General features: G+C 73.0%; 15 protein-coding genes. 7 read left to right on the top strand and 8 right to left on the bottom strand.

The features are described 5' to 3' along the window. Positions 1-7 precede the first annotated feature (7 nt). The 3 genes from AB0L75_RS27525 to AB0L75_RS27515 form a co-directional block, all read right to left on the bottom strand. Positions 8-763, bottom strand: a complete 756-nt coding sequence (locus AB0L75_RS27525) for a GntR family transcriptional regulator (RefSeq protein ID WP_365185795.1) — start codon at positions 761-763, stop codon at positions 8-10. A gap of 48 nt (positions 764-811) precedes the next feature. After that, positions 812-1,690, bottom strand: a complete 879-nt coding sequence (locus tag AB0L75_RS27520) for a hypothetical protein (RefSeq protein ID WP_365185792.1) — start codon at positions 1,688-1,690, stop codon at positions 812-814. 226 nt (positions 1,691-1,916) lie between these two features. After that, the gene (locus tag AB0L75_RS27515; protein WP_365185789.1) at positions 1,917-3,104 is read right to left on the bottom strand and encodes an ROK family transcriptional regulator; all 1,188 of its coding nucleotides are present in this window, start codon (positions 3,102-3,104) and stop codon (positions 1,917-1,919) included. Positions 3,105-3,152: 48 nt separating this feature from the next. On the opposite strand from AB0L75_RS27515, the gene AB0L75_RS27510 reads away from it, so the two are divergent. The 3 genes from AB0L75_RS27510 to AB0L75_RS27500 all read left to right on the top strand — a co-directional run bounded on the left by AB0L75_RS27510 (position 3,153) and on the right by AB0L75_RS27500 (position 5,675). Next, complete coding sequence (locus AB0L75_RS27510; protein ID WP_365185787.1) at positions 3,153-4,220, top strand: Gfo/Idh/MocA family oxidoreductase; 1,068 nt, start codon at positions 3,153-3,155, stop codon at positions 4,218-4,220. Beyond that, on the top strand, positions 4,220-4,714 hold the full coding sequence (locus AB0L75_RS27505; protein WP_365185785.1) for a heme-degrading domain-containing protein: 495 nt from the start codon (positions 4,220-4,222) through the stop codon (positions 4,712-4,714). Before AB0L75_RS27510 ends, AB0L75_RS27505 begins: the two co-directional genes overlap by 1 nt. Positions 4,715-4,799: 85 nt before the next feature. Then, positions 4,800-5,675 carry an LLM class F420-dependent oxidoreductase gene (locus AB0L75_RS27500; RefSeq protein WP_365185783.1) on the top strand — a complete coding sequence of 292 codons (876 nt, stop codon included), beginning with the start codon at positions 4,800-4,802 and terminating at the stop codon, positions 5,673-5,675. Between the two features lie 97 nt (positions 5,676-5,772). On the opposite strand, the gene AB0L75_RS27495 is transcribed toward AB0L75_RS27500, so the two are convergent. The 3 genes from AB0L75_RS27495 to AB0L75_RS27485 all read right to left on the bottom strand — a co-directional run bounded on the left by AB0L75_RS27495 (position 5,773) and on the right by AB0L75_RS27485 (position 8,018). Then, a complete protein-coding gene (locus AB0L75_RS27495) occupies positions 5,773-6,630 on the bottom strand; it encodes a fumarylacetoacetate hydrolase family protein (RefSeq protein ID WP_365185781.1) in 858 nt (285 codons plus the stop codon). Positions 6,631-6,770: 140 nt separating this feature from the next. Further along, on the bottom strand, positions 6,771-7,505 hold the full coding sequence (locus AB0L75_RS27490; protein WP_365185779.1) for a YidC/Oxa1 family membrane protein insertase: 735 nt from the start codon (positions 7,503-7,505) through the stop codon (positions 6,771-6,773). Between the two features lie 168 nt (positions 7,506-7,673). After that, on the bottom strand, positions 7,674-8,018 hold the full coding sequence (locus AB0L75_RS27485; RefSeq protein ID WP_365185776.1) for a DUF6412 domain-containing protein: 345 nt from the start codon (positions 8,016-8,018) through the stop codon (positions 7,674-7,676). A 180-nt stretch (positions 8,019-8,198) separates the two neighbouring features. Here AB0L75_RS27485 and AB0L75_RS27480 point away from each other — a divergent pair, with 180 nt between their 5' ends. Then, entirely contained in the window at positions 8,199-9,035 is an 837-nt protein-coding gene (locus tag AB0L75_RS27480) for a serine hydrolase domain-containing protein (RefSeq protein WP_365185773.1), read from the top strand. 4 nt (positions 9,036-9,039) lie between these two features. Here the strand turns inward: AB0L75_RS27480 and AB0L75_RS27475 are convergent, their stop codons facing one another. Continuing rightward, positions 9,040-9,585: a helix-turn-helix domain-containing protein gene (locus AB0L75_RS27475; protein WP_365185905.1), complete on the bottom strand. Its 546-nt coding sequence runs from the start codon at positions 9,583-9,585 to the stop codon at positions 9,040-9,042. 153 nt (positions 9,586-9,738) lie between these two features. Between AB0L75_RS27475 and AB0L75_RS27470 the strand changes: the two genes are divergently transcribed. Then, the gene (locus AB0L75_RS27470) at positions 9,739-11,142 is read left to right on the top strand and encodes an MFS transporter (protein WP_365185771.1); all 1,404 of its coding nucleotides are present in this window, start codon (positions 9,739-9,741) and stop codon (positions 11,140-11,142) included. A 21-nt stretch (positions 11,143-11,163) separates the two neighbouring features. Here the strand turns inward: AB0L75_RS27470 and AB0L75_RS27465 are convergent, their stop codons facing one another. Then, positions 11,164-11,958, bottom strand: coding sequence for a class E sortase (locus tag AB0L75_RS27465; protein WP_365185768.1), 795 nt, complete (start codon positions 11,956-11,958; stop codon positions 11,164-11,166). A 224-nt stretch (positions 11,959-12,182) separates the two neighbouring features. On the opposite strand from AB0L75_RS27465, the gene AB0L75_RS27460 reads away from it, so the two are divergent. Further along, positions 12,183-13,658, top strand: a complete 1,476-nt coding sequence (locus AB0L75_RS27460) for a glycoside hydrolase (RefSeq protein ID WP_365185766.1) — start codon at positions 12,183-12,185, stop codon at positions 13,656-13,658. A 69-nt stretch (positions 13,659-13,727) separates the two neighbouring features. Then, entirely contained in the window at positions 13,728-14,762 is a 1,035-nt protein-coding gene (locus AB0L75_RS27455) for a hypothetical protein (protein ID WP_365185763.1), read from the top strand. Positions 14,763-14,777: the final 15 nt, after the last annotated feature.

Genomic DNA, 14,777 nt, shown 5'->3' with positions numbered 1-14,777 from the left:
TCGTTCTTCAGCCGCGGAGGTGAGTGGTGAAGGAGAAGCGGTCGCCCCGGTAGAGGGAGCGCACCCGCTCCAGGGGCCGCCCCTCCGTGTCCCGGGACACCCGGTGGATCAGCAGCATCGGCAGGGCGGGCGGGGTGCCGATGAGCAGGGCCTCGCGGGGCGTGGCCAGCACGGTCTCGATCCGCTCGTCGGCGTCACCGAAGCTGATGCCCTGGGCCGCGAGATAGCCGTAGAAGGAGGAGTCGGGATCGAAGTCGCCGTCCAGACGCGGCACCCGCCCGACGGCGACGTAGGTGCTCTCCAGGCCGACCCGCTCGTCGTCGGCGAGCAGCACCCGCTCCAGGTGCCAGACCGGTTCGCCCCGGGTGAGCCCGGTCTCGGCGGCGAGCGGCTCGGGGCAGGGGAAGCGGTCGAGGGTGACGAGCGTACGACCCGGGGTACGGCCCTGCCGGCGCACGCCCTCGGTGTAGCTGGCGAGGGACAGCGGCTGGGCCAGCTTGGGCCCGGCGACGACGGTTCCGCGCCCCTTTCGCCTCAGCCGCCCCTCCAGCACCAGCTCCCGTACCGCCTGCCGCACGGTCTCGCGGGCGACGTCGTAGCGCTCGGCGAGATCCCGCTCGGTGGGGATGACGCTGTCCTCCCCCAGTTCGTCCAGCAGCGCGGCGATCCGCGCCTTCACCGCGTAGTACTTGGGGATGCGCCCGTGCTCGGGAATGCCGGAGCGGACGGGGGCGCCGGGGGCCTGGTCGTTCGGATAGTCCACTGAGGGATCGTCGCAGATGGAACGGGTGGCGCCGGTACGGCCCCGGGTTCAGCGGCGCCCGCGGGACAGCAGCAGCGCGCTCGCGCCGACGGCGACCAGCGCGAGGGTGGCGGCGAGCAGCACCTGGGCGAGGCCGGGCCCGGTCCGGGCCAGCTCGGCGGCCCCCTTCGCCGCTTCCGCCCCCGCCTCGGCGAACGGCGGCCGGGAGGAGTCGGGGGCCGAGGAGGGCGCGGCGGTACCGGTACCGGTGCCGGCGCTGGCGCTGGGCGTTGCCTGCGGACTGCCGGACGAGCTGGGCGCCACGCCCCCGCCGTCCCGCGTCCCCTGCGGATCCGGCGTCGCGTCCCCCGCGTCCTGGCCGATCCCGAACCGGTACGCGTTGGACTCCCCGACCCACTCCCCGTCAGCACCCCGGCGCTGGACGACGGCGGCGTTGGCGATGACCCGGTCCGGTGCGGCGTCCGAGGGGAGCGCGAGTCTGACCCTGACGCTGACGGTCCTGCCGGGCGGTACGGCGAACCCGTCGAACCCGGCGCCGTCCAGCACGCCGACCAGCTCCTGCTCGTCGGTGCCCTCGAACTTCACCGGCCGGGCCTTCGGACCGTCGAAGAAGTCCAGCCGGGGCTGGTCCGGCCGCAACGCGCGCTTGTCGTCGACGAGCACGATCACCGGATGGATGCCGGTGCAGGTGCGGCGGGTGGTGTTGGTGAGGTCGATGTACCAGGTGCCGTATCCGCCACCGGCCTCGTACGAGCCGGGTCCCCCGCGGATCCGGGCCGCGACCGGAAACGCGTGCGCGTCGGCACCGGCACAGGCGGGGGGCGTATCGGCCCGGGCGGCCGCCGCCGGCGCCACGGGGACGAGAACGAGAACAGTGACGGCGGCTGCGGCGAGGCAGGGGGGCAAGGACGTGCACAGTCGTCGCATAACCACATGACCGTGCCGGGCGTTCGGGGATGCTCAGGGGCGCCACTCCGGCACGGCCGGGGAAGTCCGCTCGATCAGCGCAGGGTGGCGCCCTCACGCGGAGTAGAGGCGCCGAGGTGATCGAAACGGTGGTCCTGTCCTCCGACGAGGACGGTCCGCGCCTTTCCTGACCCGCGGGTGCGGCCCCAGCCGCCCGGAGTCACGGCCGGCCACCGCGCGGGCACCGTCACGCGTCCCCCCGCCCGAACAACGGCCCCAGCAGCAGCTGCGCGGCGCCCTCGGCCACGGCCCGCTCCCCACCCCCGGCGACCCGGACCGGCACCTCACCCCCGAGCACCCCTTCCCGCCGAGCCCGCTCTTCCAGCACCTCACTCACCCCCCGCACGAACACCTCCGGCGCCCCCGTGATCGTCCGCCCCCCGAGCAGCACCACATCGATGTCCAGCAGCCCCACCAGATTCGCCGCCCCCACCCCCAGCACACGCGCCGCCTCCCCGGACTCCCCCCGCCCCACCGCCGCCAGGCACAGCACCTCCACGCACCCCCGGTTCCCGCACTCGCACAGCGGCCCGTCCAGCTGGATCACCTGGTGCCCGAACTCCCCGGCTCCGGTCCGCGCCCCGCGATGCACACGCCCGCCGATCACCAGACCGGCGCCGAGGCCCGTACCGAGATGCAGGTACGCGAAGGACCGAGGGCCTCCCTCGCCCCCCACCGACAGCCCGAGCGCCGCCGCGTTCGTGTCCTTGTCCACCACGACCGGCACCCCCAGCCGCTCCCCGAGCGCGTCCCGCAGCGGAAACCCGTCCCACTCGGGAAACCCGGTCACCCGATGCAGCACACCATGGGCGTGATCGAGCGGGCCGGGCAGCGCCACGCCCACCCCGAGCAGCGTCCCGACCCCGGCGAGCCCCTCGTCCCCGAGGCCCAGGACATCGCCCACCAGCCCCTCCACCGCCCTGGCGACCACCCCGAGCACGGCCTTCGCCCCGGCGCCCAGATCCAGTTCCGTCCGCCGCTCCCCCACCACGGCCCCGTCCAGATCGACCAGCACCACCCGCAGCTCGTCCCGGTCCAGATGCACCCCCACCGCATGCCCCGCCGCCGGCACCAGCCGCAGCACGGTCCGCGGCTTGCCCCCGGTCGACGCGCGCCGCCCGGCCTCCGCCGCGAACCCCTCCTCCCGCAGCCGCGCGGTGATCTTGCTGACGGCCTGCGGGGTCAGCCCGGTCCGCTCGGCCAGTTCGAGCCGGCTGATGCCCTGCGCCCCGGCGTCCCGCAGCAGCCCCAGCACCAGCGCGGTGTTGTGGCTGCGCAGCGCACCGAGATTCGCCCCCGCAGGCCCACCGGGCCCACCGCCCGCCTGCCCCCGCACCGACCGCGTCCCCGTCCTCGTCCTGTTCACGCCACCCATTCTCCCCACCACTTGCACTTTGGCAACAGCGTTGCGAAAGTGGGACCCATGACTGCCACTCCCCTCCGCGTCGGCCTGGTCGGCTACGGCCTCGCCGGCTCCGTCTTCCATGCCCCGCTGATCGCCGCCACCGAGGGCCTCGCCCTGGACACCGTGGTCACCTCCGACCCGGAGCGGCAGGAGCAGGCCCGGTCCGAGTTCCCGGGAGTCCGGACGGCCGCCACCCCCGACGAGCTGTTCGACCGGGCCGGCGACCTGGACCTGATCGTCATCGCCTCGCCGAACAGGACGCATGTCCCGCTCGCCACCGCCGCCCTCAAGGCGGGCCTGCCGGTCGTCGTCGACAAGCCGGTCGCCGGCACCGCGGCCGAGGCCCGCGACCTCGCCGCCCTCGCCGAGGAGCGCGGACTGCTGCTGTCCGTCTTCCAGAACCGCCGCTGGGACAACGACTTCCTGACCCTGCGCAAGCTGATCTCCCAGGGGGACCTGGGTGACGTCTGGCGCTTCGAGTCCCGCTTCGAGCGCTGGCGCCCCCAGCCCAAGGGCGGCTGGCGCGAGTCCGGCGACCCGGCAGAGATCGGAGGTCTGCTCTACGACCTCGGCAGCCATGTCGTGGACCAGGCCCTGGTCCTCTTCGGCCCGGTCACCGAGGTGTACGCCGAGACGGACCTCCGCCGCCCCGGCGCCGAGACCGACGACGACACCTTCCTCGCGCTCACCCACGCGACCGGCGTCCGCTCCCACCTCTACGTCTCCGCGACGGCCGCCCAGCTCGGCCCCCGCTTCCGGGTGCTGGGTTCCCAGGCGGGCTATGTGAAGTACGGCCTGGACCCGCAGGAGGCGGCTCTGCGCGAAGGCCTGCGCCCCGGCCCCCGGTGGGGCGCCGAGCCCGAGTCCCTGTGGGGCCGTATCGGCGCCGGAGAGTCCCCGCTGACCGGCGGCGGCACCGCCGTACCGACCCTGCCCGGCGACTACCCCGCCTACTACACGGCCGTGGCCGAGGCCCTGCGCGGCGCCGGCCCCAACCCGGTGACCGCCCTGGAGGCGGCCGCCGCCCTCGACGTACTGGAAGCGGCCCGCCGGTCCGCCCGGGACAAGGTGACGGTGACCCTCTGATGCCCCGGATCAGCCCCGAGCCGGCCGCCGAACTCACCCCGTCCGTCGAGGAGTTGGAGGCACAGGAGCGCCGCCTGGTGTTCCGGCGGTTCAGCCACGACGACGCCTGGGCCCTCGGCTCGCTCCTGGTCGAGCTGGCCCGGGAGCGCCGGGCCCCGGTCGCCATCGACATCCACCGCGCCGGCCAGCAGCTCTTCCACGCGGCCCTGCCGGGCTCCACCCCGGACAACGACGCCTGGATCGCCCGCAAGCGCCGGGTGGTGGAGCGCTACGGCGCCTCCTCCTACCTGGTCGGCGCCCGCTTCCGCGCCAAGGGCACGACGTTCGAGGACTCCTCCCGCCTGGACCCCGACACCTACGCGGCCCACGGCGGCTCGTTCCCGGTCCGTGTCGAGGACGTGGGCGTCATCGGCGCGGTCACCGTCTCCGGCCTGCCCCAGCTGCAGGACCACAGGTTCGTCGTAGAGGCGCTGGAGCAGTTCCTGGAGAGCTGACCGGGGATTATCTGGAGGCACCCTCCGGTTGGCACTGGTGTCACATCCGTCACGGCACCACCACCGACCGGAGGAAACCAGACTCATGAGCGACACCCCGAACCCCCTCAAGGAGTCCGTCGGCCGGTACGGCATCTGGAGCCACGGCCTGCGCGACGAGGACCCGTCCCGCCGCGCCGAGATCGGCGAGGCCGCCGCCGAGCTGGAGGAACTCGGCTACGGCGCCGTCTGGCTGGGCGGCAGCAGCGCCGCCCGGCACGCCCTCCCCCTGCTGGAGACGACGTCGACGCTCGCCGTCGGCACCAGCATCCAGAGCATCTGGCAGTACGAGGCCGCCGAGAGCGCCGCGGCCTTCGCCGAGGTCGAGGCGGCCCACCCCGGCCGCTTCGTACTGGGCCTCGGCATCAGCCACGCCAAGCTCCACGACCAGTACCGCCGCCCGTACTCGGCCCTGGTCGCCTACCTCGACGCCCTGGGCGAGGCCGGGGTGCCCGCGAACCGCCGGGTGCTGGCCGCCCTCGGCCCGAAGACCCTCGGCCTCGCCGGAACCCGCGCGGCCGGCGCGATCCCGTACCTGGTCACCCCCGAGCACACCGCCCAGGCCCGCGAGATCCTCGGCGACAGCGCGCTGCTGGCCCCGGAGTTCAAGGTCGTCCTGGAGGCCGACCCTGGCAAGGCCCGCGCCGTGGCCCGCGACACCCTCGCCCTCTACCTCGCGCTCCCCAACTACACCAGCACCTGGCTCCGACTCGGCTTCACCGAGGACGACTTCAAGGACGGCGGCAGCGACCGCCTCGTCGACACCTTCTTCGCCTGGGGCGACGACACGACGATCCGCTCCCGCATCGAGGCCTTCCACGAGGCGGGCGCCGACCACGTGGCCCTCCAGGTGATCGACGCGGGCTCCCGGGAGGGCCTGCCGCGAGAGGCGTGGAGGAGGCTCGCTTCGCTACTGGGGTGAGCGCGAACGCCCAAGGGGCGCGGGGAACTGCGCGACCGGCCACGACCAAGCCGCAGCCGCCGTACGACCGTGGTTCCCCGGCGCCCCAGCGGAGCTACTACGCGTCCTTGAGCTCCTGCCGCTGCCGACCGAGCCCTGGAATCTCCAGCTCGACAACATCCCCGGCCTTCAAATAGGGCTTCGGCTCGGGCTGCCCCATCGCCACCCCCGCCGGCGTCCCCGTGTTGATGACGTCCCCGGGGTACAGCGTCATGAACTGGCTGACGTACCGCACGACCTCCGCCACGGGAAAGATCTGCTCGGCCGTCGTACCGTCCTGCTTCAGCTCCCCGTTGACCCACAGCTTCAGCCGCAGATCCTGCGGGTCGGCGATCTCGTCGGCCGTCACCAGCCACGGCCCGAGCGGGTTGAACGTCTCGCAGTTCTTCCCCTTGTCCCAGGTGCCGCCGCGCTCGATCTGGAACTCCCGCTCGGAGACGTCATGGGCCACCGCGTACCCCGCGACATGCGCGAGCGCCTCCTCGGCGGAGGACAGATAGCGGGCCGTACGCCCGATGACGACCGCCAGCTCCACTTCCCAGTCGGTCTTGGCCGATCCCCTCGGGACGAGCACCGTGTCGTTCGGCCCGACCACCGTGTCCGGAGCCTTGAAGAAGACCACCGGCTCGGCGGGCGGCTCGGCGCTGATCTCGCGGGCGTGGTCGTGGTAGTTGAGCCCGATGCACACGATCTTGCCGATGCGGCCGAGCGGCGGCCCGATCCGGAGCCCCGCCGCGTCGAGGACGGGCAGCTCACCGGAGTCGGCGGCGTCCCGTACCCGGCCGAGCGCGGCCCCGTCGGCCAGGAACGCGCCGTCGATGTCGTCCACGATGCCCGACAGGTCCCGCAGAGTCCCCTCGGTGTCGAGCAGCGCGGGCCGCTCGGCCCCTGCCGTACCGACTCGCAGCAGCTTCATGGTCACCATCTCCCTCGATCGCGGGCGCCCGGACCGATGGGTGCAGCCATCGGAGGACTGGTCGATCCTCCAATCGCACGGTCCAGTCCGCAAGACCCTGTTCACGTACTGGACCGTAACCGGGGCCGTGACCTGGCCCTCTACCGATAAAGGAAGGCTCGCTCCACCGCGCTCCAGGTCGTGCTGGTGACGACGTACAGCGCGGCGGCGAGCGGCACGACGGCCACGGTGACGAGCGTGAAGAACGACATGAACGGCATGACCTTGTTGACCGCGCCGAGCCCCAGCACCGGCTCGCCGCCCCCGGCCCCCACCGCGACCGGGTTGTCCGCCATCATCCGCTTGGTACGCCGGTAGTTGAAGGCGGCGACGGCCGCGACGAGGACGAACAGCCCGAGGTAGACCAGCCCGGCCGGCCCGAACGGCCCGCCGCCGCCGAGCGCGTCGGCCCACTTCCCGCCGAGCGGCGCCGAGAGCAGCTGATGGGAGAGCAGCCCGCCCGCCGCGCCGCCGATCGCCGAGCTGGAGAAGAGGTGGTAGAGCAGGAAGAAGGCGGGCAGCTGGAGCAGGCCGGGCAGGCAGCCGGAGAGCGGCGAGACCTTCTCCGCGGCGTGCAGTTCCAGCACCGCCTGCTGCAGCCGCCGCGGGTCCTTGGCGTGCTTCTTGCGCAGCTCGGCGATTTTCGGCTGAAGTTCGGCGCGGGCGCGCTGGCCGCGGGCGGCGGCGCGGGACAGCGGGTGGACGAGGAGTCGTACGAGCGCGGTGAACAGGACGATCGCGGCGGCGGCCGCGGAGCCGTGGAAGACCGGCTGGAGCAGGTCGGCGAGGTGCTCGACCAGGCGGGCGAAGAGGGAGAAGACAGAGGAGACGGACATGAGTGGGTGAGCCCTCCGGGGGTCTCGTCGTGCCGGAAGCGCGCTGAAAGCACCAAAAGCACCAAAAGCAGCGAAAACCGCTGAAAGCACTGGAAGCGCGCTGGAGATGAGCAGAACGGCAGGACGACCCGCGCGGGTCACGTACGCGGGAACGCGCTGGGACGTGCCCTACGCGGCGGTCGCCGGCAGGGCGTGTCCGGGTGCCCTGGGCCGGCGCCGGCCGGGCGCGTCGGGATCGCGCTGCGGCAGGAACGCCGTACGCCGGGCCCGGTCGCGGATCGCCGTACGCACCCGGGTGGGCGGGACGGCCGGTGCGCTGCGGGCGGCGAGCAGGGAGCAGAGGGCGAGCGCGGAACCGGCGGCGGCGGTCGCGGCCAGCGCCACGGTCGCGGTCAGGTTGCCGGTGTCGAGCAGCATGACCGGCAGCAGCAGAAGAAGCAGCGAGGCGAGCGCACGCGACCGCGCAGGACTGCGGACCACTCGGCTCCCCTCCCCACGGTCACAACCACCCATGTCTACCTGCCCTTTATACCTGACCAGCGAGAACAGGGGGCGCGGGGACCGGTGATGACCGAAATCCGCTCGCGCCGCCCGCGCCCCTGCCGGACAATGTGCAGACGCTGTGCGGGAGATGTGCCGGGCCCTTTGGCCCGACGGACCTCCCGCCGCCCGCCGCACCCGAAGGGCCCCTACGTGCCGCGCACCCCCACCTGCGTTCTGACCGACACGTCTCCCGCCCGCGTCGACGACGGTCACGGGGTGGACCGTTTCGTCGAGATCGGCTCCTTCACCAAGGTGCTCACCGGTACGGCGCTCATGCGCATGGCCGCCGCGGGCCTGCTCGACGTCGACGACCCCGTGGAGCGCTGGCTCCCCGCCACCCCGCGCACCGGCATCACACTGCGGCACCTGGCCGAGCACACCTCCGGCCTGCCCCGCCTCCCGCCCCTCACCAACGGCCGCGACCCGTACGCCGCGTTCGACGCATGCGCCCTCCGGCGGCTGCTCGGCCGGCTGGACAGGGTCGCGGTCCGGTCGCCGGGACAGCAGGAGGAGTACTCCAACCTCGGGTACGCCGTGCTGGGCGCGGCGCTGGTCGCCGCGGCCGGCGTCGCGTACGAGGAACTGCTCGCCGAGCACGTCCTGCGGCCGCTGGACGTCCATGAGGTGACCGCGCGTCCCGACACCGGCCGGCGCCTGCTCGCCCCCGGCCTCCTCGGCGGCGAGCGCAGGCCCTGGACCATGGGCGGGGCGATCCTTCCGGCGGGCGGGCTGTGGGCCACGCCGCGCGCGGTCGCCGAGCTGCTGGTCCGGCTGGTGATCGAGCGCCGGCTGGGCGACCCCGCTCCCTCGTGGCAGCGGGCCGGCGTGCTGCACTGGCACAACGGCGCGACCCGCCACGCCTCCGTCTTCGCCGGGGCCATGGCGGACGGGCGGTGGGTGGTCGTCCACCGGCTGGGCGGCCGGTCGAACCGGACCGACCGGATGGGCATCGACCTGCTCAGGAGCGACGACTCGCGGTCCGCCTGAGCGCTCAGGCGGGTCCCGCCTCCAGGGACTCCAGGGGCTCCAGCAGCCGCTTCGGCTTCAGCAGGGCCCGGCTGACCGGATCCGCCGGGGCGCGGTCGAGGCCGGGGCCGGGTGTCATGACGACGTCCCCGACCGGTACGAGGGTCCGGCAGAGGGGACATTCGCCGTACGGGCCGAGTTCCGTGCCGCAGTCCACGTGCCGGAAGTACCGCAGCTGCGCCTCCGCGTAGTGCTCACGCCCCCACAGGCCGAGGGCGCGCAGGGTGGGCCACAGGGCGACGCCGCGCTCGGTGAGGACGTACTCGTCGCGCGGCGGCGACTGCTGGTAGCGGCGCTTTTCGAGGATGCCCTCGGTGGTCAGGGTCTGCAGCCGGGCGGCGAGGACGGCGCGCGGGATGCCGAGGTGGACCAGGAAGTCGTTGTAGCGCCGGACGCCGTAGAGCGCGTCCCGGACGACGAGCAGCGTCCAGCGCTCGCCGACGATCTCGAGCGCGCGGGCGATCGAGCACTCCTGTGTCGCGTAGTCCTTGCCCAGTGCCATGCCGTCCACTGTAGCCACTTTCCGACGCGTGGGTTCAATGACCGAACCAACGATGCTACGGTGGCCGGGTCAAGGTCAGTTCAATGAACGAACCTATCGATCGCACGCCGGTGCGGCGACCGTCCGCAGGCCGCCGCAGGCCCCGGAAGGACAGGACCAGCCATGACCGGGCTCGACTCCGCCACCAGCACCCCCGCCGCCACGGCCGTACCCGGCGCGACGACCGCCCGGGACGCCCCCGCACGCCCCCGGGCCGCCCTCGCCCTGACCAGCGCGGCCACCGCCGTGGCCCTGATGACGTACACGGCCCCGATGGTCACGCTCCCGGACACCGCGGCCGCCCTGCACACCCCGCTCTCCGGCCAGGCCTGGCTGCTGAACGGCACCCCGCTCGGCCTCGCCGCCCTGCTGCTGGTGGCCGGCAGCCTCGCCGACGACTACGGCCGCCGCCGGATCTTCCTCGGCGGCACCCTGGCCCTCGGCCTCACCACCGCCCTCGGCGCCCTCACGACGTCGACCTGGCAGTTCACCCTCGCCCGCATCGCCCAGGGAGCGGCGAGCGCGGCGATCCTGGCCAGCAGCCTCGGCCTGCTGGTGGCGGCCTTCCCGTCCCCGCACGGCCGGCTGCACGCGACCGGCGTGTGGGGCGCCTTCGTCAGCGGCGGCATCGCGGTGGGCCCGCTCGTCGCGGGCGCGCTGCCGAGCTGGCGCATCGCGTACGGCGTCCTGGGCGCCGCGGCGGTGGTCGTGGCCGCCCTCGGCACCCGAGGTCTCACCGAGTCCCGCGCCCCGCGCGGCGGCCGGCCGGACATCCTCGGCGCCCTGACCTTCGGCCTGGCCCTGGTCGCCCTGGTCGCCGCCCTGACCCTGGGCCGCGACGGATGGCTCCGGACCCCGGTCGCACTCCTCTTCGCCGCCGCCGTCCTCCTGATCGCGCTCTTCGCGGCGGTGGAACACCGGACCCGCACGCCGATGATCGACCTCGCCCTGCTGCGCCGCCCCCGCTTCCTGGCCTCCTCGGCCGGCGGCCTGTTCACCGGCGTCGCGGTGATCGCCCTGTTCAGCTTCCTGCCGGCCCTGCTCCAGCAGACGCTCCACCTGTCCCCGATGCGGACGGCCTGGCTGTTCCTGCTCTGGTCCGGACTGAGCTTCACGGTCGCCCTCCAGGTCAAGCGCCTGGCCGGCCGCATCGCCCCGCGCGTACAGCTGGCCGTCGGCTTCGCCCTGCACACCGTCGCCGTACTGACCATGCTCGGCGCGCTCGCCTCCGGCTCCTGGACCCGGCTGCTGCCCGGCCTGATCATCGGCGGAGCGGGCAGCGGCCTGCTCAACGGCGCGCTGCCGCTGCTGGCCGTCGAGTCGGTGCCGCGCGAGCGCGCCGCGATGGGCTCGGGCGCCCAGCAGACCTTCCGCTACATCGGCTCCTGCGCCGGCGTGGCCCTGACCATCGCCCTCGCCACCTCGTCCCACACCCTGGCCCGGGGCGCGGACGTCGCCCTGCTGGTGTCGGCGGGGCTTGCGGCGGTGGGGGCGGTGAGTGTGCTGGTGCTCCGGGAGCGGGGGTAGCCGGTCACCGGGGGCAGCAGGTCAGCGGGGCCGCATGGAGACCAGCTTGCCCCAGACCGCTATCCGGTAGCGCGAGGTGAACTCGGGGGTGCAGGTGGTCAGGGTGATGTAGTAACCGGGCTCGGAGTACCCGTAGGCGGGCCGGACGAGGGAGCGCGGGATCGGCCGCACGACCCCCGAGTCGGTGGCCGAGGTCTGCGGCAGGATCTGGTCGACGTCGTACGTGTACGTCGCCGTCCGCGTCTCCACCTCGATCTCGTCCCCGCGCCGCAGCCGGGGCAGGTACCGGAAGGGCTCGCCGTGTGTGTTCCGGTGCCCGGCGAGCGCGAAGTTCCCCGCCTGGCCCGGTTGTTGGGTTCCCCGGTAGTGGCCGACGTACCCCTTGTTGAGGACGTCGGCCTTGCTCACGCCCTCGGCGACGGGAACGCGCAGGCCGAGCCGGGGGATGGTGAGGACGGCGTACGCCTGGGAGGTGCCGGGCAGGACGACAGGGGTGTACGACCGCCGCGGCGCACGGGAGTCGGAGCTTCCTGGCTCCGCCGCGGAGGCCGACGGCGACGAAGGTGCCGTGGGCGACGCGGAGGCACGACCGGTGTCCGTACCGGGACCCCACTCCCGCTCCAGCGCCTCCACCTTGCGTTCGGCGCCGCGCCGGGCCTCCAGGTTGGTCCACCACAACTGGTGCACAACCAGCAGCATGAGCAGCACCCCGACGGTGACGAGCACCTCTCCCCCGCCCCACAGCACCCGTCGGCGCCGGGCACGCCTGCGCCGATCGCCGTGCCGTACGACCCGCACACCCGACGCCGCAAGCATCCGCACCCACCTCCACGGGAGCCGCCCGCAGGGTAGGCCCAGGGCGCACAACTGGCCATAGTCACCAGGCGTCTGGCCATAGTCACCGGGCGTCCGGGAGGTGACGCGGGCTTCCTCAACTGGTTTTAGAAAGTACTGTCAGAACCCTCGACAACCCCACCCGCCACCCCCGATGCTTCCTGCTGCCGAAGCCGCAACGGAGAGCACGGAGAGGCGGAGAAGCCATGATCCGACGCAGAACACTCTTGGCCGCGGCGAGCGGCGGCCTCCTGGGCAGCGCCCTGACCACGGGCACGGCGAGGGCCGACGCGACGATAGCCGTGAACCCGTCCTCCACCTACGGCACTTGGGAGGGCTGGGGCACCTCACTGGCCTGGTGGGCGAACGTCTTCGGCGCGCGGGACGACTTCGCGGACATCTTCTTCACGACGAAGACGACGACGTACGACGGCACGGCGCTCCCCGGCCTGGGCCTGAACATCGCCCGCTACAACCTGGGCGCGTGCAGCTGGAACAGCGTGAGCGGTGAGTCGATGGCCGCCTCCCCCGACATCCCGTCCTTCAAGCAGATCGAGGGCTACTGGCAGGACTGGACGAACGAGGACCCGACGTCGTCGTCCTGGAAGTGGACGGCGGACGCGACGCAACGCGCGATGCTGCAGAAGGCGACCCAACGAGGCGCGATCAGCGAACTCTTCGCCAACTCCCCCATGTGGTGGATGTGCCTGAACCACAACCCCTCGGGTGCGTCGGACGGCGGCGACAACCTCCAGTCCTGGAACTACCGCCAGCACGCCTCGCACCTGGCGGCCGTGGCCCTGTACGCGAAGCGCAACTGGGGCGTGAGCTTTACGACGGTGGAGGCCTTCAACGAGCCCTCGTCCTCCTGGTGGACGGCGACGGGCACCCAGGAGGGCTGCCACATGGACGCGACGGTCCAGGCGGCCGTACTCCCTTACCTGCGCAGCGAGTTGGACAAGCGAGGCCTGACGACGACCGAGATCTCGGCCTCGGACGAAACAAGCTACGACCTGGCCCGCACCACCTGGAACTCCTTCTCCTCCACGACGAAGGGCTACGTGGACCGGGTGAACGTCCACGGCTACCAGGGCTCGGGCGGCCGCCGCGACCTCCTCTACACGGACGTGGTGACGACGGCGGGCAAGGCCCTGTGGAACTCGGAGACGGGAGACGACGACGCCACCGGGCTCACCCTGGCCGGCAACCTCCTCTACGACTTCCGCTGGCTGCACCCGACGGCATGGGTGTACTGGCAGGTGATGGACCCGAGCGCGGGCTGGGCGACGATCGCGTACGACGCGAGCACCTTGCAACCGGGCGCCATACAGGCGAAATACTACGTACTGGCCCAATTCACCCGCCACATCCGCCCCGGGATGACGATCCTGGACACGGGAGCGAGCTACGCGGTGGCGGCTCTGGACAAGGCGGCGAAACGCCTGGTGATAGTGGCGGCGAACACCTCGTCATCGGCGACGACCCTGACCTTCGACCTCTCCCGCTTCTCCGCTGTGACCGGCGGCTCGGGCGGCCTGGTCCCCCGCTGGAACACGGTGACGACGGGCGGCACGGACCTCTACACCCCGCACTCGGACACGTACCTGTCGGGCAGGACGGTGTCGCTCCCCTTCGCGGCGAAGTCGGTCCAGACGGTCCAGGTGGACGGAGTGACGGTGTGAACGCGTACTGACGACCCCCTGACCAGCACTTACCCCCCTCCACGGCGGCTCGGCAGTACGGTGTCCCCCATGCGCCCCGACACGCCTGCCGAGAACGTCGACCACACCGCCGAAGCGGCACGCCTGGAGCGGACCGCCGGACTGTATCCCGAGGACGCCGAGGCCCTCCTGCTCCGCGCCGCGGCCCACCTCGAACTGTCCGGCGACCGCCCCGCGGCCACCGCGCTCTACGACCGCCTGCTGTCCGCATCGGACGGCCTGGACAACCCACCCCTGGTCCGGGCCCTGAAGGCCTCCAACCTCTGGGAGTACGGCCACGAGGCGGAGGCGAGGGCGATCATCGAGGGCATCCGGGTGGCCGCCCCGCGCGACCCGGCCCCCTGGGTGATCGTCGCGGAGTCCCTGGAGTCGCACGACGAGCTGGAGGCGGCGGCGGAGACCTTCACGGAGGCGGCGACCCTGCTCCTGCCTCCGGCGGACGACACGGATGCGGATACGGCGACCCCCGCCCCCTCGACCCACCCTCTCCTCTACGGCCGCCACCGGGTCCGCCGCATGCTGGGCCTGCCGCACGACGCCTGGGACACCCTGGCGGACGCGCTCCACGCGTCCCCGGTCCCCCTGGACGAACTCCACGACCCCAAACGCGTCTGGTCCCTCGGCTCCGACAACCCGGCGGAACTGGCCGCGGAGATCTCCCGCCTGCGAGCCGAACTGGGCGCCTACCGAGAGGCCCTCTCCCGCCCCTTCCCGGTGGCGATCCTCCACTGGCCGGCTCCGGAACTCTCGGAACTTCTCTCGGCGTACCCGACCCTGGCTGCCGAATACCCCTCCCACGACACCCACCTCTCGACCATAGAGTCCTCACTGCGCGAGCTGTCCTCTTCCGGCACGGCCAACCTCGGCATCGTGACGGGCACGGTCCCGTCGTACGAGGCGTTCGCGGCGTCGGAGGGCTCGTCTCCGGGTGACATCGCGCTGCTACCGCAGTACGCGACGACGCTGGCGGCCCGGGGACGGGCTGTGGCTTGGCCGCCGCAGAGGGGGGCGGGGTGTTGGTGTGGGGCGGTCCGGGCTTACGAGGGGTGCCACGGAGCGGTGTAGCCGGTCAGCCCCCAC

This window comes from Streptomyces sp. NPDC052101, from assembly GCF_040680235.1.
GTDB lineage: Bacteria > Actinomycetota > Actinomycetes > Streptomycetales > Streptomycetaceae > Streptomyces.
The sequence above is the reverse complement of the archived record's forward strand: the minus strand, read 5'-3'. Positions and strand labels throughout refer to the sequence as shown.